This is a genomic window from Pseudomonas serbiensis (assembly GCF_030580745.1).
Taxonomy (GTDB): Bacteria; Pseudomonadota; Gammaproteobacteria; order Pseudomonadales; family Pseudomonadaceae; genus Aquipseudomonas; species Aquipseudomonas serbiensis.
On record NZ_JAUQOO010000034.1, the window covers coordinates 1 to 21,042 of the forward strand.

The window sequence follows — 21,042 nt, forward strand, 5'->3', positions numbered from 1 at the left end:
GCTTGATGCGTCTTTAATCGGAACACTGCTGCTAAGCTTATCCACAATTGCTGGGACAGAAATCAGCAATCCGTCCTGGGTCAATTTTCAATCGGCAGGGTGGGTCAGTTTTCAATCAGCGCCAACACTCAGACGTCAGAATGATGTCGTGGCCGCGCTTTGTAAGGCGCTTGCACACGGGCTCACAGTTCACAGCAGCTATCACGATATGGCCGTGTTCAGGCGTAATCGAACGGTCAACCACTGCCAGATCTCCATCGAAGATGCCGGCACCTTCCATGCTGTTGCCTTCGATTCGCACCAGGTAGACATGCGGTGCCCGGATGCCGAGCAACTGGTCGATAGAGATATGCTGCTCTATGTGATCAGCAGCTGGTGAGGGGAAGCCAGCAGGTACTTTGAAGGAATAAAGGGGCAGCTTTATGCCCCCTTCTGCCGGCTGGCCGACAATGGTAAAGCTCATGATGCACGCCTTATTCGTCTTTTTCTGTATGGATATACAGTTAACGTCGGCTTGCTGTAGCGGTCAATCTTGAATGTAGGAAATTTCGACGGACGGCTTTTCCGCGATCAATGGGTTGGGCGGATACGAAACTGCGCTTCGGCCTGTTCATAGCGGACACTGTGAAGCGGCCCGAAGGGACAAGGGCATGCAGTTCACGGCATTGCTGCATCACATCACTCCGCAATTATTGGCGCAGGGTTTCTACGCACTGCGCCGTGACGCGGCGATAGGTGTGGATGGCGTGTCGTGGCGAGAGTATGAGGAAGGTCTTCTCCAGCGGCTGAACGATTTGCACACAAGGCTTCACAATGGAGCCTATCGGGCAACGCCGTCGCGGCGGGTTTTTATTCCCAAAGCTGACGGCAGGCAGCGTCCGCTGGGCATTGCCTCCCTGGATGATAAGATCGTGCAGCAGGCAGTTGTTATTGTTCTGAATGCGATCTATGAAGAAGACTTTCTAGGTTTCTCGTATGGGGTTCGGCCGGGGCGCAGCCAGTATGATGCGCTGGATGCGTTAACGGTCGCGCTGAAGGGTCAGAAGGTGAACTGGACATTGGATGCAGATATCACGTCGTTCTTTGATGAGATCGATCATGAATGGATGCTGATGTTTCTAGGACACCGGATTGCAGACCGGCGTTTGCTGGGACTTATCTGCAAATGGCTTCAAGCGGGTGTTGTTGAGGATGGCCGTAGGGTGGTTGCGACCAAGGGGACTCCCCAAGGCGCAGTGATCTCGCCGTTGCTGGCGAATATCTATCTTCACTACTTGGTGGCTTTCGTTCGGCTGTGTGTCGCCTATGGCGGCACGCCCTCAAACGTCGCAGCCAGCGTCATCGGCTTCAATGGTCACGCTACGGACGCCTTGCCAACCTCTACATACCAAGACCCAGAAATGCACATCCTTACCCTGAGGATCGCTTCGCGTCACGTACCCAAGGCAGGAGCCGTATACGGTAGTTCCGCACGTACGGATCTGTGCGGGGGGGACAGGTAACTGCCATCCCTACCGCGACCGGCGATCTGATCAAGACAAGGGCAATGCCCAGGCGATCAGCATGCTTGTTGAGCGCACCAGTGGTTATGTGATCCTGATAAAAATGTGCGATGACATCGCAACCTCGTCAGTACAAGGGTAACGTAGCGCTGAACAGTGGAAAGCTACTTATGGTTCTTATGAGGTTGAGTAGATGAAAGGCGTAAATTTAAGGGGCCTATGTCTTGAAAAAGCTGATACGGCAAGCCCGCAAGGTGATGGCCTCGCAGGCATTAGGGGTGTTGATGTAAATAACTGTCAAACAGAATGTTGGAATGATCGCAACTGAGGCCTTCGGATTGTCAGATGACGAATCGGGCAACCATCGAGCGCAGCTCTTGCGCCAAGCGTGACAACTCATGACTCGCAGCGCTGGTCTGGTTAGCTCCTGCCGCTGATTGGGAGGCCAGATCGCGAATATTCACTAGGTTACGGTCCACCTCACGGGAAACCTGCGCCTGCTCTTCCGATGCACTGGCGATCACCAGATTGCGTTCGTTAATCAGGTTGATCGACTCGGTGATCTGCTCCAGTGCGCCCCCTGCCGCCCGGGCGCGTTCCAGGGTGTCCTGGGTTCGCTGGTTGCTTTGCTGCATCGACTGCACGGCTTCACCGGTTCCGTTCTGGATACCTGCCACCATCTGCTCGATCTCGCGGGTCGACTGCTGGGTACGGTGCGCCAGAGCCCGTACTTCATCGGCTACCACTGCAAAACCACGACCCGCTTCGCCGGCACGGGCTGCCTCGATAGCGGCGTTGAGGGCCAGCAGGTTGGTCTGTTCGGCGATCGCCCGAATCACGTCCAGCACCTGTCCAATGTCGCGGCCTTGGGCAGCCAGTCCTTCAATCATGGCCGAAGTGTCCTGCACATCCCGGGTCATAGCCTGGATTGCTTCCACGGTTTCCAGGACCCGGCAATGACCTTCGCGCGCTGCGTGATTGGACTGCTGTGACGCCTCAGAGGTCGAAACGGCATTGCGCGCCACCTCTTCTACCGCACTGGTCATCTCATTAACCGCGGTGGCCGCCTGCTCGATCTCGTTGTTCTGCTGTTGTAGCCCCCGAGAAGCCTCTTCGGTCACAGAGCTGAGTTCTTCCGCCGCCGAAGCCAACTGTGTGGCCGAGCCAGAGATCTGTTCGATGGTCTTGCGCAAGTTGCCCTGCATGGTGGATAAGGTGGTCAGCAGGCGAGCCGGTTCATCAGTACCCTCGATCTGAATCGGCTTGCTCAGATCACCGCTGGCGATGATCTCGGCGGTTTCGACGGCCTTCTTCAATGGCGTAACAATGCTGCGGGTCAGCAGCCAGGCCAACAATACAGTCAGTAGAGCGGCCATCACCGAAACGGTGATAATGCCGGTGCTGGCGTTGTCGTATTGCTTGCCGGCTTCATCTGAAGCAGCCTTGGCAGCGAGCTTGTTGATTTCCACCAGCTTATTAAGCTGTACGCCCATCAGATCAGTGCCGGCCTTGATCTGGGTGTTGATCAGGCTGCGCAAGTCCTCCAGCTTGTTTTGCCGGGACAGTTCCACCATGCGTTCCTGATCCTTGAGGTAGGTGTCGAGAGTAGCGGAGAACTCACGGTACTTTGCCAACTCCTCACCTCCAGCAGGCAGGTCGGAGTAGCTCTTCTGGTCCTTTCGCACCTTATCCACCAAAACGGTAATACGCGCGTAGGCCTCATCCAGGGCAGCGGGCTCGCGATTGACCAAGACTCGAAAAGACAGGATGCGCATCCGCAGCACACCCTCTATCACGTTGCCTAGGTAGCCCACACTGGGTAACTGGTTGGTCTGTACTTCAATCGTAGCCTGGCGCATCAACGTCATGCGGGAATGGGCGAAGACGCCCAGCACAATCACAAGCATTGCAATAAATGCGAAACCGAGAAAAGCACGAGGGGCAATATTCATACTACGTAGCGACATGGAAATCTCCCTGAAAGGTTCTTCTATTTTAAATTAGAAATTACTATTGATTGTATTGCTTTGATAGCGCCTCGATATTTTAATTTTTTGAACCCACTATTATCGGCCGCGTTTGAGATTTTCCAGAGGTTGGATGAAAATATTTCTGCTATTACTGGATACCTACTGCACCATGATTTCCGACTCAAAATTTTTCCTCATTAAAGGGGAGATTAACATTTGGAATTTCGCTATCAGGACATGATTTAGGGAAACTCCGATCAAGTATGAACACTATAATCAGCCCCTATTGAAATAAATACCTATAAACCATGACGGGCAGTCGTACCCATGAGCCAGATGAGCTTTTCCGATTTTGAGTACGCTGGCAAACGAAAGCAGACTCGTCGAGAGCGCTTTCTGATCGAGATGGAGCAAGTCGTACCTGAGGAGGGTCTGGTTGCCCTGATCGAGCCGCACTATCCGAAGATCTAAACCGTCCCCTTGGAAACTATGCTGCGTATTCACTTGCTGCAGAACTGGTTTTCACTGAGCGATCCAGCCATGGAAGAAGCGCTGTACGAGATAGCTTCGATACGCCAGTTTGCTCGGCTGACGCTCAGCGCCGCGATACACGAATACACGACGATCATGAATTTCCGGGACCTCTTGGAGAAGCATCAACTCGCGGCAGGGATTCTGGAAACCATCAACAACTACCTGTAAGACAAAGGCCTGTCGCTACGCCAGAATACGGTTATCTATGCCACAATCATCCATGCGCCCAGTTCGACCAAGAACAAGGAAGGTAGACACAATCCAGAAATGCATTAGACGAAGAAGGGTAACCAGTACTATTTCGGCATGAAGGCCCATATCGGCGCAGATGCTGAATCGAGTCTGATGCATTACGTTTATGGCACTGCTGCGAACGTGGCAGGTTGCACATCTGCTGCATGGCGCAGAGAACGTCGTCTGTGCCGATACGGGCTATACCGGTGTTGAGAAAAGACCAAAGTATGAAGGGCGCAGTGATCTGGCAGATCGCTGCGCGATGCAGCATTACAAGCACTTGGGCAAGCGTTGTGTGCTCTACAAAGCCAAGCGCAAGATCGAAAACGTCAAGGCGCAGGTACGCGTGAAAGTGGAGCATCCATTCTGGGAGATCAAACGCCAGCTCGGCGTAAAGACTCGCTTTCGCGGCTTGGAGTAAGAATGCGGCGTAACTGACGTCGCTGTTTGCGCTGTCAAATCTATGGATGGCGCGCCGGCAGTTATTGCCGGCGCTGCGTGAGAGGTGCGTTTGTAACGGGTAAAACCAGAGCAAGCCCTGATTCTACGCCGATTGGCGATTAAAAAACGGGGCTGGCGGTGTCAAAGTAATATTCACTGAGCGCTCTGGGCAACTTGTTCGGAGTTTCCCTGGCGCCTTATTCAGACCTTGAAGCTCTCGACCTGGATTTTTAATTCTTGATAGAGCACTGTTATTTTTTTGGTCTGGCTCTTTACTTCGTCTGACATCCTACTGACACCGTCGGTTTGCTCTTTTAATGAAAGTAGATTTTCACTTATATCATGTGAAGCTTGTGCTTGTTCATCAGTCGTAATCGCTGTTTTAGTTGCCATATTCTGTACCTTGTCAAAGGAGGCGCTAAGAGTGTCAAAAATTTCAGTGACTTGATCTATTTGAGCGACAGTTGTGTCTGCATTATTACGACTATTACGAATAGCCATTGTCGATTCGGAAACGCTCATCTTAAGCCGTTCTATCATTTCTTCAATCTCCCGTGTACTGTCCTGTGTGCGAGTGGCAAGCATACGGACCTCGTCAGCAACGACCGCGAAGCCTCTACCTTGCTCGCCTGCTCGCGCCGCTTCGATAGCAGCATTAAGAGCCAGCAGATTGGTTTGATCAGCAATTTTTCGGATCACCTCTAGAATCGAGACAATTGCCGCTGAGCTCTGTTCCAGATCGGTAGAGCTTTTCAATGCGAGTTCAATATCAACGACGAGCCGCTCAATCGCTTGGTTGGAGATGTTTACCGCATTTTTTCCTTGGTAGGTCAGTTGGCTGGAGAGGTTAGCTTCGGCAGCCGTGTCCTTAGCTAAGCCTGCCATCTGCTGATTAGAAATGCTCATATTATTGCCAGTACTGACCATCGAGTTTGACGAAATAACCATCTGCTCACTTATGCGGCCGGCCTCTTCTGATACCGTATTGAGTTGACCTGTCATGCCTCCCAACATAACTGACTGTTTTTGTATAGCACTCATAATCTCGCGGAGGTGCTCTACAAAAGAATCAAACTCTCTAGACAGATCACCGAGCTCATCTCGGGATTTTGAATTGATACGCAACGTTAAATCACCATCTCCTGCTGCAATCTCTCGTATACGACGTGTAATATTTTGCACGTTGCGCGTAATCATCAGAGGAACGTAATAACCTACTGCTAAGGCTAGCAAAAAAGCTAAGGCGATCACAGCGATCGCAAACTTCTCATAAGTTGAGACTCTTTCCTTGACTTCATCTTTTTGTTTGCGGGCGTGTACGTTAACCGTTTCACCTGCTTTGTCCAGTACATCCCTAATAGCTGTAAAACGTTCGTCCGCAATCAATTTTTCTTTAGAAAGCATGGCTTGGCTCTTGGAACTTGAAGAATCCAGAATAGCGCGACTCTTTGCTATCCACTCGCTGAATAAAGTATCGAAGTGTTCATAAGGCCTAGTGAGTTCGGGCTCGCGTATGAGGTAACTCCGGTAGTTATGAAAGCGCTGTAAAGCCTGTTGAATATTTTCCTCAAAAAAAGCTCGATTTTCGACAGTCGAGCCTGAACCTGCTGCCATTTTCTGTAGGGAGAGTCTAGCCTGATAAATATCGCGGTCAGCGTTAAGCACCTCGGAGAGTGCCTCGACATATTGTTGAAGATCGACTCCGTTATTCGGCTGCACACTCTTATATTGCGTGTGCTGACGTAAGCGTTCCCCCGCATCATCAAGCATGTCGCGGATTTCTTGGAACCGCTCATCTTGTTTCTGCAAGGCTTCAGATAAGACTTTTCCTGTTTTAAAGGAAATATTCAATGACTTGCTGGCTTCCATCCATTCAGTATAAAGCTGATTAAAATTACCAAAAGGCTTCAACAGTTGTGGCTCCTCTGCGAGAAACTGTCGAAATTTACTAAAGCGATCAAATACCTGTTGCGCATTCGCATCAAAATCCGCTTGATTATCGGTGGCCTTACCATCTCCACTCATCAGTCGCTCTTGTGCTATCAGAGCTTGATAAATATCTCGATCTGCATTTAAGACCACTGAGACGGCCTCAAAATAGTTTTCTGCCTGACGCCGCATTGCCTCCTGCTGGACCCGACTCATAAGTAGCATTAACAGCAGCAACCCTGCAATTATCACTGCCAGAAGAGCTATTGGCGATATCATTTGAACGCGAACAGAGTGCAGACGCATACACTTCTCCCTAACTAAAAATTAAATTAATTTATACAAGCGACAGCCGAGCAAACACCATGGCGCACGAATATAAGGCTTATATTTCCTCATAAATAAATCCCGAAAAAAATAACGCCTCTATCCCCATTTTTTAAACCCGCTAAAATTATTTTTTACTTGCGGAGCCAGTACTTCATGCTTAGCATATTTAAACGCTCCGCCTGAGTGCCCCCCTAAAAACCTCACCACTCATACTGCATAATAATTTTTGTGTATGAGAAGAACCCAAATTCTTAGGAAAATACTATGAAAAATCATAAAAAGTTGCGCAAAGTATTTGGATGCTTTCTATTACGCATACAAGGTTAAATTGATTGTATACTTGTAGTCGGCCACCTTGCCTTTCCTATTCTTGGCTAGCCCTATATATACATCAGGTAATCAGTTTTCACATGTTAATTATAACGAGCCTTGAGTGCTAAAAGCACATATAAAATATAGCTTACTAACGGGGGGACGCCACAAATAAAAAAAATATTTCAAAATTGATTTTTTGGCTATAATGATATCAAATGGCCATATTCAGGTTTTTAAAAATAAACTTACTAATATCCTGTCTTCGATAAAACGTTCTCTTTTCTCTCGAGCACTCTGGATCTTGCGCAAGATGTCTTCACCTTTTGCGCTCCAGACATGCCTGAGCGTTGTGCAGCGCTAAAAACGTGGTAAGGGAACTGGCCAATTCGCGTGTCGAGCTGAAGCTGCCGTCTCGTAGGTAAACGATGATATCTCGGAAGATGCGATCAACCATGTTTATCCAGTAGCTTGAGGTAGGGGTGAATGCAGGTGGAATCGTGGATGTAAGCCATTCCTTGGCTACAGGAGGCTTGTGAGTGGCAGTTACTTCCGCATCTGTGAGCGCCTGCCTGTTCTGCGCAAGGTGTGTTACCCGTTCACTTACAGTGTAGGCCCTATTTTCTATGTTGGTTCATTGTGAGCGCTTGTGACCTCGCATACGAACTCTACGTGATCGGTACCAAGGCGATTATGAGTCCAACGTCCTTGTTGAAACAGCTTAGGTTGCAGTTATGGGAAGGCCTCCTTCGATTTCTTACAAAGTCTTAAACGAACTGATTGCCTGCCTTCACTCGAATCAGTGAATTTAGAGGGTTTAACTGTCTTAACCAGCAAAGACGCTAATTTCCTATTAGCTCACGGCTACGTTTAGTACCACTCTGGTCGCTTATCTGCCCGCGACGATATCTCCATCTACTCGGGATTCACAGAATTGATGTCACCATTTCAAGCCTTTCACTAGATAAGCGGTGTTTAGCGGTCGTCCATACACTTCCTTTGGATGGGATTAAGCCTTTCGACTTCATTGATTATTTCGCAAAAAGCTTCACTCAAAACAGGATCGAAATGGCTACCGGCATTTTCTTTAATATAAGTAGTGGCGGCTTCGATGTCCCACGCCTGTTTGTAGGGACGGACCATGCGCAAGGCGTCATAGACATCGCAGAGGGCGACAATTCTTGCGCTCAGGGGAATATCTTCGCCCTTCAGGCCCGAAGGATAGCCTGTACCGTCCCATTTTTCGTGATGTCCCAAAGAAATTTCCGCGGCCATATCGGTTAATCCTGAGCCGTGAGGGTCGTGTAGGATTTCATAACCGATGCGGGGGTGCGCCTGCATCTGTGCACGCTCTTCGCAAATCAGCGGACCAGGTTTTTGCAGGATGCTATCCGACACGCCTATCTTGCCTACGTCGTGCATGGGCGCTGCTTGTCTGATCAGGTCGCACCAGCTAGCTGGCATGCCGATTTTTCTGGCCAGCAGCGCAGCCGACTGCCCGATGCGGTCGATGTGATTGCCGGTATCATTGTCTCTATAGCTGGCTGCACGGCTCAAGCTGCGGAGCATAGCGCGGTAGCTCTCCTGGAGTTGTGTCGTGCGTTGTTCCACCTTGATTTCCAGCTCGTGTTTGGCAATCTGTAAAAGACGGCTGCTTTGAGCGAGCATCAGGCTGCTACGAACTCTCAACAGAACCTCGGGCATATCGATGGGCTTGCAGATGTAATCGTTGGCGCCTTTTTCAAGACCAATGCGTCGACTATGTGGGTCATCTAGTGCGGTGACTATTATGATCGACGAGGCGGTACGGTCCCTGGCCTGTAAGGCGTCGAGGATATCGAAGCCATTTGGTGCAGGCATATCGATATCCAGCAGCAGGAGGTCCCAATTGTTGTCCCGACACCACTGCAGACCCTCTGCGGAGTTTGAGAAGGTTTGAATATGCTGCAGGTTAAAGGCGCGCAGACAGGACTCCAGCAGGAGGATGTTGGTGGCTACATCGTCAATAATGACGATGACGGCATCGCCTCTGATGGTTGAGAACATCTTTCACTCCTTCCGCGACTTTTGTACGGAATAGGTCTTTGCGATTTTGCCGACAAGGATTGTTTAAATCCTTAATTTTTTTGGCTAAAAGCCTTCGGCAGCTCTATCCAGAACCGACTTCCTGTTGCAACCTTGCTGATGACACCCATCTTGCCGCTCATGAGTTCCGCCAGCTCCTGGCAAAGCGCGAGGCCGATCCCTGTCCCCTGGATTTTTGAGTTCTCTTTACCCAAGCGTTGAAATGGCTGAAACAGTTGTTCCTGCAGATCAGGATCGATACCTTGTCCATTGTCCTCGACAAAAAGACGGACAATCTGCTGCCTTTCATCAACTTCAGCCCCCATGACAATAGACCCATTTGTCCGATTGTATTTCACTGCGTTCGTTAACAAGTTGATGAGCACCTGTTTGGTACGTCTACCGTCAGCCATGACGAGACACGGCAGTGGCAGTGGCAGTATTTTCAGAGATAAACCTTGTACGACGATCTGCGGTGTGATCATAGCGAGGCATTCTTGAAACAATGTCTCGACATCAACGGGTTTGAGCGTGATACGTGGCGCTTCAGCTTGCAGGCTTGACCATTCCAGGAGATCCTCGACAAGCTGCTGTAGGTGAATGCTGGCGTTCATTATCTCTTGTGTATATGCATGCGCTTGTGCTGGGCTTACGTCGGGGTGCAGTTGACTGAGTTGGGCGAATCCTAGGATCGCGTTCAGCGGTGTTTTGAGTTCGTGGCTCATGCTTGAGATAAAACGCGATTTCGTCTGGCTTGCGGCTTGGGCCTCAATGGTTTTTTCGCGTAAATCTTGCTCGACCTGTTTGAGGGTATCGATGTCGACGCACGTGCCGACAACTGTTGTGGGGTTGCGAGTGGTCGGACTGCTCAAGGTGCTGGCGCGACAAAGCAGCCAGATCAGTTCGCCCTGCCGGTCAGGCAGGCGAAATTCGACTTCGGCTACGCAGGAATCATTGGCCTGGACGGTTTCGAGCAAACGCCAGAAGCCCTGCCGATCTTCCTCCGGCATGAGTCCCAGCAGGAACTTGGGCGAGACGTTTTCTGCTGCCAGCCCAAAACGGTTGCAGAGAGGCCCCTTGAACATAAAGGTATCCGATTGCGGGGTGTATTCCCACATGCCTTCGGTGACGTTTTCCAGCACGATTTGGAGTCGTTGCTGGGCTGCTCTCTGCCGAGCGTCCGCTGCGGCCAGTTGCCTGCCCATGTCCAAGGTTTGACTGGACATGGTATTCAACTCTTTGATGTTTGAGCGAGGAGCCAGTGGGGCCCAATTGCCTTGTCCAATTTCGCGTATCATGTTGGCCAGCCCTAGCATTGGGGTGGTGAGTTGTTGGCTCAGATTACGCGAGCGCATCCATAGGTAGGCAAAAAAAACAGCATAGAAAGCCAGTAGACCAGCGACCATCAAATACCCAACATATTGGAAGTGTCTTGCCTGATGCTGGACTTCCTGCGTGACTATATGCTCCTCCACCACTGCCAGCAGGTTCCACTCTGCCGAAAGGATCTTGCTCCAGGCTATCAGGTGCGTGCGCTGGTCCAGTTCTGTGGAAATCAGCCCGTTTTGCTGGAGGTTTAGCGCTAAGTCAAGTGCGCGAAGGTCCGGATGGGATGCCAGGGAAAATTCTGAAGACTTGAAGTGTTCGTGCCTAATCTTCTTGTAACCGTCCCTGTTCTCACGCGGCGGCACGCCAAAGTCGCTTTCACCCTCAGTTGGCAGAGCCATGATGGTGTGTTCCTTGCTCAACAGCGTCAGGTAGCCAACCCAAGGTACATGGAGTCTGGCAATTTTTTGCAGAATGGCATCCACTGTTACGTCGATACCCACAACGCCTTTAAGGGTGTCACCGACGTAGACCGGTGTGACCACGGACATCATCCAACCCTTGCCCGCCGGATCTAGATAGACGTCAGTCCATACCGGTTTACGAAGGGGGTTATGTTTGGCGTCTGCCAGGTAGTAGAAGTTGAACAGTGGTATGTTCATGTCATGCGGGTACTGGGTTAACGTATTGATCCAAGGGTAAATGCGGTTGTAGCTGTCGGCACTGTTGAAGTACACGCTGGTGATCAGCTGATTGCCTTCCTTGAGTGCCTTCATCATGTAGTCCACACGTTTGAGGCGAGAGACCATGTCCAGGTCTTGGCGGTCCAGAGGTGTGATATTGGAATAGAACGACGCAGCACCTCCATCATTAACATCGCTATAGCGTACGCCGTCCGGGCTGGTGGTCAACTTCGCGGGCTCGTAGGGTAGGGTTTCAGCAAGCTCCGTTTCGACAGTGCTGGCTAGCAGTCGAGACAAAGAGCTGATCTGTTCTAATTCACTATCAACAATGTCGGCGTTCTGTTTTACCGAGGCTTGCAGTTCTCGAGTGGCATTTTGATGTAAATAGTCGCTTTGCGAATCGAGAATTGATTGATTCGCCAGAAAGTAAGCGATCAGCAACGCGAGCTCGACCACGACCAAGGGCACGAGGCTCGTTCGCAAAAAAGCCCGCCAAATCCAACGGCGGAAATCAATGCTGGGCTTGATCTGGCTCATGAGGCGTTCCCTAACGTTCCGGCATTCCGAGCAGATAATGTTATTGTGACATCATTCTTGGTCCTGTTTCTCAAAATGTCCAGCCCATTGAAGAAAAGTGGATAATTTAGTGTGCGATTGACCATGCACAAGTTCTAGGGGGTGAAAAGCTAGCTGCACTTTCCCCGCCCCAGTTAGCTTTGAACTATCATCGCCTCAGCTCGCATATGGATACCGGCACGAATGGAGTCGATCATGACGCAGGAAACGCGGGAACACAGCGAACCCCGTTATCGGGAAATTTTCGAGCACTCGCTGGATATGATGTGCCTGTTAGAGGTCGGGCCGACGTTGGCGCTGACTTGTCTGGAGGCTAACCCCGCCCTTTATCGCCGACTTGCTCGTGCTCAGGACGAACTGATCGGTAAAGCCATCGGGGAAGTTCTAACACTCGAAGTGGCCAATATCGTGGAGGCGATCTGCTTACATTGCATCGATGTAGCTGGACCGATAGAACTCGATACCCAGTTACCGTGTAGCGCCCAGCCACTCTACGTGCATTTCAATCTCGTACCGTTGAAGGATGCTGCTGGTGCGCTTCGGCGAATTGTGTGTATTGCCCGCGATTTCACCGATCTTCGTGAGGTTCAACGTAAGGAGCGTGAGCGTCAGCAGGAAATTGGCACGTTGGTAGAAAACTCTCCCGATGGTATTGCTCGCCTTAGTACTGACCGCCGACTGTTGTATGTCAATCCGACACTTGAGCAGTGGCTGAATAAGGCCAAGGAAGACCTGTTGCAGCACTTGTTGGATGAGGTCTTATGGCCAGGTGCACAATCGCGCATGCTGATCGAGGCCATCGCCGAGGCAGTGGAGCGGGGACGCATTGTGGAGCACGAGTATGTGCGAAAGAGCTCCCGGCAGGAACAGTGGGTGTTCCAGATCAGTCTGGTACCTGAATGGGATATGCAAGGACGATTGACCAGTTTACTGGCGGTCATTCGGGACATTTCAATATTGCGCAACGCCCAGCGCAACCTGGCGTCGTCCAATGCCCAGTTGCATGATTTGCTGAGCAGCCGGGAGAATGCACGTGAAGAAGAGCGCAAATTTATCGCCAGAGAGATTCATGACGAACTAGGCCAGTACTTGACCGCAATCCGGATGGGTATATCGCTGCTCAGGTTCCAATATGGTGCGCAACTGCCAGCTCTAGGAGAGCAGGTAGGCAACCTTTTGCTGCTTGCAGATAGAACGGTACAGGTAGTACGCAACGTTTCAAACTCCCTGCGTCCTTCAGCCTTGAACATGGGGCTGGCGGCCTCGCTGGAGTGGCTGACCGACGAGTTCACTCGTCAATGGTCGATGCCTTGCAGCCTCGATCTGCCAGCAGAATTGCCGATTCTGAATGATGCCGACGCTACGGCCGTATTCCGGGTTATCCAAGAGTCCCTGACCAATGTCGCCCGGCACGCCAACGCTTCGCGAGTGGATATTACGCTGACGCATGAAAGCGGACGCTGGTTGCTACAAATCGTTGATGACGGTCAAGGATTTGAACTAGGCAATCTCGGAGGTAAGACCCTAGGATTGTTCGGTATGCGCGAACGCGCCCTCATGTTGGGGGGCAGCGCTGAAATATCCAGCATGCCGGGCAGCGGTACTACCGTACGGATTTGGATTCCCGATCACAGGAGTGCCTGATCATGATTCACTTACTGATAGCAGATGATCATCGGATCATGCGAGAGGGACTTAAACAATTGTTCGCTCTGGTCAAAGAGTTGGAGGTGGTGGCGGAGGCCGAGAATGCTGCTCAGGTCCTTGCTGGCTTGCGTACGCATCAGGTGGACGTATTGTTGCTGGACATGAGCATGCCTGGGGAGAGCGGCGAAAGTCTAATCGCGCGCATCCGTGCACATTATCCGCAATTGTCGATTCTGATCCTTACCATGCACAACGAGACCCACATCGCCCAGCGCGCCCTTCGCGCAGGAGCCTCAGGCTATCTGACCAAGGACCGCGACCCCGAGACCTTGTTGACTGCCATCCGCAAGGTCGCTGCGGGGGGGCGCTATCTCGATCCGGTGGTGGCTGAGCAGATCGCCCTGCAAACCACTACATCCGTGTCGACAGCTCCCGGAGAGAGTCTTTCGGACCGTGAGCTCCAGATTTTACGCCTGCTGGCCCAAGGCTTTAGCGTCAACGAAATTGCACAACAGCTCATGATCAGCAACAAGACTGTCAGCACTCACAAAACCCGGCTAATGGAAAAAATGAGTTTTCTCTCCAATACCGACTTAGTGCGTTATGCGATCAGTCAGGACTGGATCTGAAAAAATGAGGTAGGCCATGTAGGAAAATCCCTACACGCTTCGCGAATCCCTAACGCAAGATCAGCATTGTCTGATGGCTCATCGCCATAAATAGCGAGATATTGGTCGCAAGTCCCGATGAATGTTGTTTCTCCGGCCGACCGAGGCTGAAGGACACTTCATAAAGGTGGAGTGCGCCATGAAAGTACTAATAGCCGATGACTCATCCATGTCTCGCAAGCTGGTCTTGCGCTCACTTCCCTTAGCACTGACCGAAGATATCCGTCAGGCCTGCAACGGTGCCGAAGTGATGGAGGCATACCATGCCGGGTTAGTGGAACTGCTGTTTCTCGATTTGACCATGCCCATCATGGATGGCTTCCAGACTCTTGAAGCTCTCAAGCGTGAAGACGCCAACGTCGTGGTGGTGGTGATCAGCGCAGATATCCAGCCTCAGGCCAGACAGCGAGTATTTGATCTGGGCGCTTCTGCATTCGTGGCCAAGCCGGTGACGGCTGAAGCTGTACTCAATGCTTTGCACATCATAGGGGTGCTGTGATGGAAAACCTGGCCGCGCTCACCGAAGACCAACGCGACGCATTGCAGGAACTGATGAATATTGCCATGGGACAGGCTGCAGAGCGCTTGGCACTACTGACCGATACCATCGTTACGCTCTCGGTTCCTTTCATTCACCCATTGGTGCAGGAACAGGACAATCTGTCGATTCCAGATCATCTGCGCAGCAGTTCCATGATAGTGACGCGACAGTCCTTTCTGGGCGAATTGCGTGGGGAAGTGTTCGTTTGCTTTGGTGCCATGGGAGCCGATGAACTGGCTGAACTACTGGGATATGACGGCGGTGGCCCAGAGCAACAGGAAGAGTTGATGCTTGATGTCACCAACATTCTCTCCGGTGCATGCATCAGCGGATTGGCCCGGCAGGTGGCAATCCAGGTGAGCTATGACGCACCTTCGATTTTAGTTCGTCGCGAAGAACCGCAGAACTGTCTCGAAGAGTTAAACCTGAATGAGCATCTGGCGATGGTGCTGGAAATCCGTTTCGAGGTTGAGGCTCATCAGTTTTCCTGTGACCTGCTGATTTGCATCACTGAACGTACTGCCGGGATCGTCGTTCGCGCGATTGATCGTCTGCTTGACGGGCTTTGAAAGGAGCATCTTCATGACAGAAAACAAGGCCATTTCCCGAGAAACTCTTGAGTCCATGCTCAAGGCCATCAACATGGGTGTGCTCTTGGTTGATAAGGAGTACAAGGTACTGTTCTCTAATCACTTCATGTCCATCAATAGCGGTCGCCCGGCTGAAGACTTGCTTGGACATACACTGTTTGAAGCATTCCCGGAGTTGCCGGAGCGCTGGACCAGGCAAAAGATCAACAGCGTCTTCACCCTGCAGAATTTCGCTTTCACCTCTTGGCAGCAGAGGCCGCACCTCTTCAATTTTGGCAGCACTCGGCCTATCAGCGGGTCGGTCAGGCACATGTATCAGAATTGCACATTCTTTCCGGTACAGGATGCCTATGGCAGCTCTCTTGGGGTTGGTCTGGCTATCAGCGATGCGACTGACACTGCGGCCCGCCAGTTGGAATTGGCGCAACTTAACGAGTTGCTGGAAGCGGAAAAGAGCGCCCAGGCACGCCTGATCGCGCGCCTTGAGGAAGCCCAGGCGCAGTTACTGCAATCCGAGAAAATGGCTGCGATAGGTCAACTCGCAGCTGGTGTGGCTCATGAGATCAATAATCCGATTGGTTTTGTATCTTCCAACGTCAATAGCCTGCGTGGTTACCTTGCTGATCTTTTCGCTCTGATTGATGCTTACGAGAGGGCTCGCGAAGAAGGCAATGCTCAGGACCACCATGAGCTTGCGATGCTGCGCGAAAAGACCGACTACAACTTTCTGCGTCAGGACATCGGTGATCTGTTGATCGAATCGGTCGACGGGCTTGACCGAGTCAATCGGATAGTAAAGGACCTGCGCGAGTTCTCCCACGTCGACAGCTGTGAATGGCAACTTGCTGATCTACACAAGGGGCTGGACAGTACCCTCAACGTCATCTGGAACGAGATCAAGTTCAAGGCGCAGGTTATCAAGTATTACGGCGACCTCGAACCTATAGAGTGTATGGGTTCTCAGATCAATCAGGTCTTCCTGAACCTGATCATCAATGCCAGTCATGCAGTTGGTAGCAATGGTGAAATCATCATCAACAGCGGCCGCGAAGGCAACGGCGTATTTATCGAAATTGCCGACAACGGCCATGGTATTCCGGCTGATATCCAGAACCGGATATTTGAACCGTTTTTCACCACCAAGCCCGTCGGGATGGGATCGGGTCTTGGCTTGTCGCTATCCTACAACATCGTCGCCAAACACCATGGAAAGCTCACAGTAGAAAGTGAGCCGGGCCGGGGGAGTTGTTTTCGAGTGTGGCTGCCTTTGCGCCAACCTCAGGTAGCGACTCCCTCCACCTCTGCCGTAGAAGGAAACTGATCATGAGCACGGTATCCGAGAGCGAAAAACGCTATACCGTTCTGTTGGTGGATGACGAAGAGAGCATTCTCAGCAGCCTGCGCCGTGTGCTACGTGGCAAACCGTATGACTTGCTGTTGGCGACCAGTGGCGGCCAGGCACTGGGTCTTTTCGAGCTCCACCATATCGACCTGATCGTCAGCGATGCGCGCATGCCGGGTATGGATGGGCCAACCCTGCTCAGCCAAGTGTATCAACGCGATCCTGAGTGCATGAATATTCTGCTGACCGGTTATGCCGACCTGAGCATGATCACCAAGGCGATCAATGAGGGGCACATTTTTCGCTATATCAGCAAACCCTGGAATGACGAGGAACTACGGCTCACGCTGGAACGGGCTCTGGAGATGCAGAGTGTTCGCCGTGATCGGGATAACTTGCTGGGACTTATCCGCGAGCAGAACAATACTTTGCGTGATCTCACTGACAGCCTTGAACGAAGGGGCAATGCGCGTACGGCAGAGTTGCAACAGACCGCAGAGATGCGAGATCTGGCTTACGACGAGTTGCGGCACAGCTACATAACTAGTACTGAAGCGTTTTCGCTCATGGTGAATCAGCGCCTCCCGCGCGTTCGCCAGATCAATCAACGAGTCATAGAAGTAGTTCGCGCCTACTGTGCCCACAATGCTTTCAGCGAGGCTGATACCCGTAACCTGTCTATGGCTGCGGCTTTGTACAACATCGGTAAGCTGGACTGGAGCGACCAGCTGTTGCAGGACGCCAATAATCTCATCCGTCATCATCAGGAACACTGGGATGGTAGCGGTTTCCCAGACCACCTCATGGGCCAGGCCATCCCTTTAGGCGCACGCGTCCTGAAGCTGGCGGTTGATTATGTGGAGCTGCAATGCGCACTAGTACTGGATCGCTACCTCACCTGTGACGAGGTACTGGTACATCTGCGCCACAATAAATCCCGGCTTTACGATCCCGGACTGATTGAGCCGTTTATCGAGGTTTGTACCCGTTATCTGCCGGAAAACTTTATCGATCCGTCGGTCAAGGTCATGGATGTGAGGCGTTTACAGCCCGATGGTGCTCGACCGTAATCTAAATGCAAGTAACGGAGTGTTGCTGAACGAAAGCAAGGTGTTGACGGCTTTGCTGATCGAAAAGCTGACGGCTTTTGAAACTGTAGAGAGTGGTTATTTCACGGTGTTTATTCGGGCTGATAATTAGGTCGAAACATCGGTGTTTGTACTTGATTTTTACCCGGTTCCGCTGGAGTGCAACCCATGGCTCAATCGATCCTGATCGTGAGTGACTCGTCTTCTCTCAGTCGAATGCTGAGTATCACCCTCAAGGGGGGCGGTTATGACGCGATAAACAGCTGCGAGCCTAGCGACGCTTTGGTTTGGCTAAGCAAGAACAAGGCGCATCTGATTCTGGTTGATATGGATATGGCGGCGATGGACGGGGTGGCCTTCGTGGAGGACGTCCGGTGCTTACCTGCCTGCAGATTCACTCCGGTTGTCATGCTTACAGCGGTAGTCGACGACGAGGTCCGTCGTCGTGGCCTGAATGCAGGTATCAAGCATTGGATCTCCAAGCCATTCCAGCCTCACCATCTGTTGGCGACGGTTTACGTCCAGATCCTTCTATAGAGAGGGCACTATTATGTGCGACGCTGATCGCCTCTTGCAGCGGATAGTCATCAAGGAGGGAGACCTGACTATGATAACGGCAATTGCTCAACAGGAGCTTTTGCTGGATTTGATCCCTATGGCCTGGGAAATAGAAATAGATTTAGGTGACGTCGTGGAAATAGATGCTGCTGGTGTACAGCTACTGATTGTTGCCAAGATTGAATCAAATCGCCTAGGGCGTCAGTTGCTGTTGAGCAACGCTAGCGAGGTCATGATCAACGCGTTGGAAATGCGTGGTTTGGGTCGTCTGTTAGACGCGGGTTCTTGAGTTGTAAAGCTATTTAGGTAACAAGTATCTGCCTGCAGATGGTGTAAAAAATATATAGGTATATATTATTAATTTTTATGGGTGAGGGTTTATAAATAAATTAAATAAAAATGCTGGTTGTGAGAAGCGGGTGCAAGAAATGCCAAGATTTAGTTGCTTATCGGGTTGTGGTTTTTATGGAAAAAACTTGGCTTATCTCTCATCAAAGCAGTTGCCCATAAGGTAAACAATGCGGAGTAAAAGCCATGTTTTCATTCAATAAAAAAAACGAAATCCTGGGCTACCAAAAAAAAATCACGGAGCTTCAATGCCGTGGCTCATCCCTTGACAGATCGCTGGCAGTTATTCGTTTCAAGCCTGATGGACACGTCCTTGATGCAAGCGATCTTTTTCTGGATACCTTGGGTTACGCCCGTGAAGAGGTAATTGGTAAACACCATAGAACTTTCTGTGAGCCATCTTTTTATAACTCTAATGAATATAAAAAATTCTGGCAGGCTTTAGCGAATGGGGAGACACAAAATGGGACGTTCAAAAGGGTTAAAAAAGATGGGTCTTTTGTCTGGATAGAAGCAACTTACTTTCCCGTGAAAGATGAGGAAAATAAAATCACAGAGATATGTAAGATTGCTGCAGATATTACTAATAAGCAGGAGCGCCTTTTGCTTCTTGACTCAGCATACACAGCTATCAGTCGATCAATGGCAGTTATTGAATTCTCTCCTGAAGGTGTGGTACTGACGGCAAATGAAAACTTTCTCAATACTATGGGCTATCGACTGACCGATATAAAAGGCAGACATCATAGAATGTTTTGCTTCGACGATTTTTATCAAAAAAATCCAAGTTTTTGGCAAAATCTAAAAAATGGGATTTTTTGTGGAGGTCAGTTTGAGCGTAAAAACTCATCAGGAAATACCATTTACCTTGAAGCCACCTACAATCCAGTGATTGATGGAAACGGCGAGGTAATCAAGATAATTAAATTCGCCACTGACGTAAGCGCCCAAAGGAACAAAGCTGAAGAGATTCGTAAGGCAGCAGAGCTCTCTTTTACTACTGCTGAAGAGACTTCACAAATTTCAATACGTGGAATTGAATCTCTGGGAAGTTCTATTGAGCTATCCCAGAAAACTGTAGACCTTATCAATAATGCGGTTGCTTTAATTAATGAGCTAAATAGTCAGGCTAAAGACATTGAAAAAATAGTCACGACTATTCAAAGTGTGGCAGAGCAGACTAACTTATTAGCCTTGAACGCCGCCATCGAAGCTGCTCGTGCCGGCGAGATGGGTCGAGGTTTCGCTGTTGTCGCCGATGAGGTTCGTCTACTCGCTGCTCGTACCAGCCGTGCCACAGTGGAGATTCAAAGCGTGGTTACTGAAAATGGGAAGCTGACTCAACAGCTCAACCTCAATATGAATAGCATTGCTAGTAGCGCCGACGAAAATAACGAACAGATTGTATCAGTTACAACTATAATGCGCGAGATAAGTGACGGTGCTGACCATGTTGCACGTACAGTATCGACGCTGTTTAAAGAAAACCATTAAATTTTGTTCTTCAGAGATAGCATGATCGAAAACAAAAGCCGTCTCGATTACAAAGACGGCTTTTTTAACTGTCAGAAGTTTTACTCTTTCAAATGCGGCATTTCGTCTACCCTTGACTTGCTGGATACGGCATCAGTTTTCGTTTTTGTGGCTACACTATTACCAACCATAGTCTGGTTTTTCGCCATCAGTGGTTGAGGCTTAGTAAGGGGCCAGCAAACACACCTTTGCCGACGCAGCGGGCGAGTTAGATTGAGCGGCTATTGCCGCATAGGTGGTTAACCACGTTAGATTTGTAATCCTTACCATGTGTGGACGGGCATCATTCGCAGGCCCCGCTGGACCGGCATCAGTCACGTAAACGGATGTCCATCCATCGACCTCTGCTTCCAGCACCAAAAAATAACCATCCGTCGTCTTCACAGATGAGCCCTGCCTGCGCACCCTCAAAGTTCTCGACTCCCGCCATATGGGTTGTTGCCGTAACCAGGCAACTTGCCGATCGCGTTGCTTTCGATTGCTTCAATCATGCCGGATGCCGCTTTGGTCCGGGCCAAAAGTCCGGCTAGGAAACAGAAAAACCAAGGCAACGATTGCGATTATTGTGAGCAGAGTGAGACCAGCGACACTGTAGGTCTCCAACATGGGAAGAGCTTTGGCTGCCGCCTTATGCATGAGCTGGAGGGCTTTTTCGAGCAGGATGCAGATCAGAATCAGCGGAAGGATGAACATCACTCCACTCGCTACCGTTGTGTTCACGAACCTGAGCATCACCCAATCTTCTTTCAGGTTCATTCGCCGCGCACCGACAAATTCAGCTAACTCGTGGCAGTCGTCGTATAACCATCGCAGTGGTCAAAGAGAT

The 21,042-nt window shown here is 50.6% G+C and carries 13 protein-coding genes and 9 pseudogenes; 13 read left to right on the plus strand and 9 right to left on the minus strand.

Annotated features, from left to right (window positions below):
* Positions 1-127 precede the first annotated feature (127 nt).
* Positions 128-463: pseudogene (locus Q6A51_RS26130) on the minus strand (LexA family protein); the annotation flags it as partial.
* Positions 464-650: 187 nt separating this feature from the next.
* Between Q6A51_RS26130 and Q6A51_RS26135 the strand changes: the two are divergent.
* Positions 651-1,502 carry a reverse transcriptase domain-containing protein gene (locus tag Q6A51_RS26135; RefSeq protein WP_405046187.1) on the plus strand — a complete coding sequence of 284 codons (852 nt, stop codon included), beginning with the start codon at positions 651-653 and terminating at the stop codon, positions 1,500-1,502.
* 20 nt (positions 1,503-1,522) lie between these two features.
* Positions 1,523-1,641, plus strand: a pseudogene (locus Q6A51_RS27685) (IS30 family transposase); the annotation flags it as partial.
* Positions 1,642-1,843: 202 nt separating this feature from the next.
* Here Q6A51_RS27685 and Q6A51_RS27690 read toward each other — a convergent pair.
* Both Q6A51_RS27690 and Q6A51_RS27695 read right to left on the minus strand, forming a co-directional pair.
* The gene (locus Q6A51_RS27690) at positions 1,844-2,707 is read right to left on the minus strand and encodes a methyl-accepting chemotaxis protein (protein WP_405046188.1); all 864 of its coding nucleotides are present in this window, start codon (positions 2,705-2,707) and stop codon (positions 1,844-1,846) included.
* Positions 2,702-3,469: pseudogene (locus Q6A51_RS27695) on the minus strand (MCP four helix bundle domain-containing protein); the annotation flags it as partial. The pseudogene Q6A51_RS27695 and the gene Q6A51_RS27690, both read right to left, overlap by 6 nt.
* Positions 3,470-3,799: 330 nt before the next feature.
* Between Q6A51_RS27695 and Q6A51_RS26145 the strand changes: the two are divergent.
* Positions 3,800-4,764, plus strand: a pseudogene (locus tag Q6A51_RS26145) (IS5 family transposase).
* 118 nt (positions 4,765-4,882) lie between these two features.
* Here Q6A51_RS26145 and Q6A51_RS27700 read toward each other — a convergent pair.
* From Q6A51_RS27700 to Q6A51_RS26165, 5 genes and pseudogenes are all read right to left on the minus strand, one after another.
* Positions 4,883-5,389, minus strand: a pseudogene (locus tag Q6A51_RS27700) (methyl-accepting chemotaxis protein); the annotation flags it as partial.
* A gap of 348 nt (positions 5,390-5,737) precedes the next feature.
* Positions 5,738-6,916: pseudogene (locus tag Q6A51_RS27705) on the minus strand (HAMP domain-containing protein); the annotation flags it as partial.
* Between the two features lie 564 nt (positions 6,917-7,480).
* Positions 7,481-7,796: pseudogene (locus Q6A51_RS26155) on the minus strand (IS630 family transposase); the annotation flags it as partial.
* A 431-nt stretch (positions 7,797-8,227) separates the two neighbouring features.
* Positions 8,228-9,298, minus strand: coding sequence for an HD domain-containing phosphohydrolase (locus Q6A51_RS26160; RefSeq protein WP_304576051.1), 1,071 nt, complete (start codon positions 9,296-9,298; stop codon positions 8,228-8,230).
* Between the two features lie 71 nt (positions 9,299-9,369).
* Positions 9,370-11,862, minus strand: a complete 2,493-nt coding sequence (locus tag Q6A51_RS26165; protein ID WP_304576052.1) for an ATP-binding protein — start codon at positions 11,860-11,862, stop codon at positions 9,370-9,372.
* 234 nt (positions 11,863-12,096) lie between these two features.
* Here Q6A51_RS26165 and Q6A51_RS26170 point away from each other — a divergent pair, with 234 nt between their 5' ends.
* The 10 genes and pseudogenes from Q6A51_RS26170 (at position 12,097) to Q6A51_RS27715 (ending at position 20,177) form a co-directional block, all read left to right on the plus strand.
* The gene (locus tag Q6A51_RS26170) at positions 12,097-13,545 is read left to right on the plus strand and encodes a PAS domain-containing sensor histidine kinase (RefSeq protein WP_304576053.1); all 1,449 of its coding nucleotides are present in this window, start codon (positions 12,097-12,099) and stop codon (positions 13,543-13,545) included.
* Between the two features lie 2 nt (positions 13,546-13,547).
* Positions 13,548-14,177 (plus strand): response regulator, encoded by a 630-nt coding sequence (locus Q6A51_RS26175; protein WP_304576054.1) that lies wholly within the window; start codon positions 13,548-13,550, stop codon positions 14,175-14,177.
* A 178-nt stretch (positions 14,178-14,355) separates the two neighbouring features.
* Complete coding sequence (locus Q6A51_RS26180; RefSeq protein ID WP_304576055.1) at positions 14,356-14,715, plus strand: response regulator; 360 nt, start codon at positions 14,356-14,358, stop codon at positions 14,713-14,715.
* Positions 14,715-15,326, plus strand: coding sequence for a chemotaxis protein CheC (locus tag Q6A51_RS26185; protein WP_304576056.1), 612 nt, complete (start codon positions 14,715-14,717; stop codon positions 15,324-15,326). Before Q6A51_RS26180 ends, Q6A51_RS26185 begins: the two co-directional genes overlap by 1 nt.
* 13 nt (positions 15,327-15,339) lie before the next feature.
* Entirely contained in the window at positions 15,340-16,668 is a 1,329-nt protein-coding gene (locus Q6A51_RS26190; protein ID WP_304576057.1) for an ATP-binding protein, read from the plus strand.
* A gap of 2 nt (positions 16,669-16,670) precedes the next feature.
* Positions 16,671-17,889, plus strand: a pseudogene (locus Q6A51_RS26195) (response regulator).
* A gap of 56 nt (positions 17,890-17,945) precedes the next feature.
* Positions 17,946-18,314 (plus strand): response regulator, encoded by a 369-nt coding sequence (locus tag Q6A51_RS26200; RefSeq protein WP_304576058.1) that lies wholly within the window; start codon positions 17,946-17,948, stop codon positions 18,312-18,314.
* 70 nt (positions 18,315-18,384) lie between these two features.
* Complete coding sequence (locus Q6A51_RS26205) at positions 18,385-18,624, plus strand: STAS domain-containing protein (protein ID WP_304576059.1); 240 nt, start codon at positions 18,385-18,387, stop codon at positions 18,622-18,624.
* A 245-nt stretch (positions 18,625-18,869) separates the two neighbouring features.
* Positions 18,870-19,640 (plus strand): annotated as a pseudogene (locus Q6A51_RS27710) (PAS domain-containing protein); the annotation flags it as partial.
* 150 nt (positions 19,641-19,790) lie between these two features.
* Positions 19,791-20,177 carry a methyl-accepting chemotaxis protein gene (locus tag Q6A51_RS27715; protein WP_405046189.1) on the plus strand — a complete coding sequence of 129 codons (387 nt, stop codon included), beginning with the start codon at positions 19,791-19,793 and terminating at the stop codon, positions 20,175-20,177.
* Between the two features lie 522 nt (positions 20,178-20,699).
* Here Q6A51_RS27715 and Q6A51_RS26215 read toward each other — a convergent pair.
* Positions 20,700-20,972 carry a hypothetical protein gene (locus tag Q6A51_RS26215; RefSeq protein WP_304576061.1) on the minus strand — a complete coding sequence of 91 codons (273 nt, stop codon included), beginning with the start codon at positions 20,970-20,972 and terminating at the stop codon, positions 20,700-20,702.
* Positions 20,973-21,042: the final 70 nt, after the last annotated feature.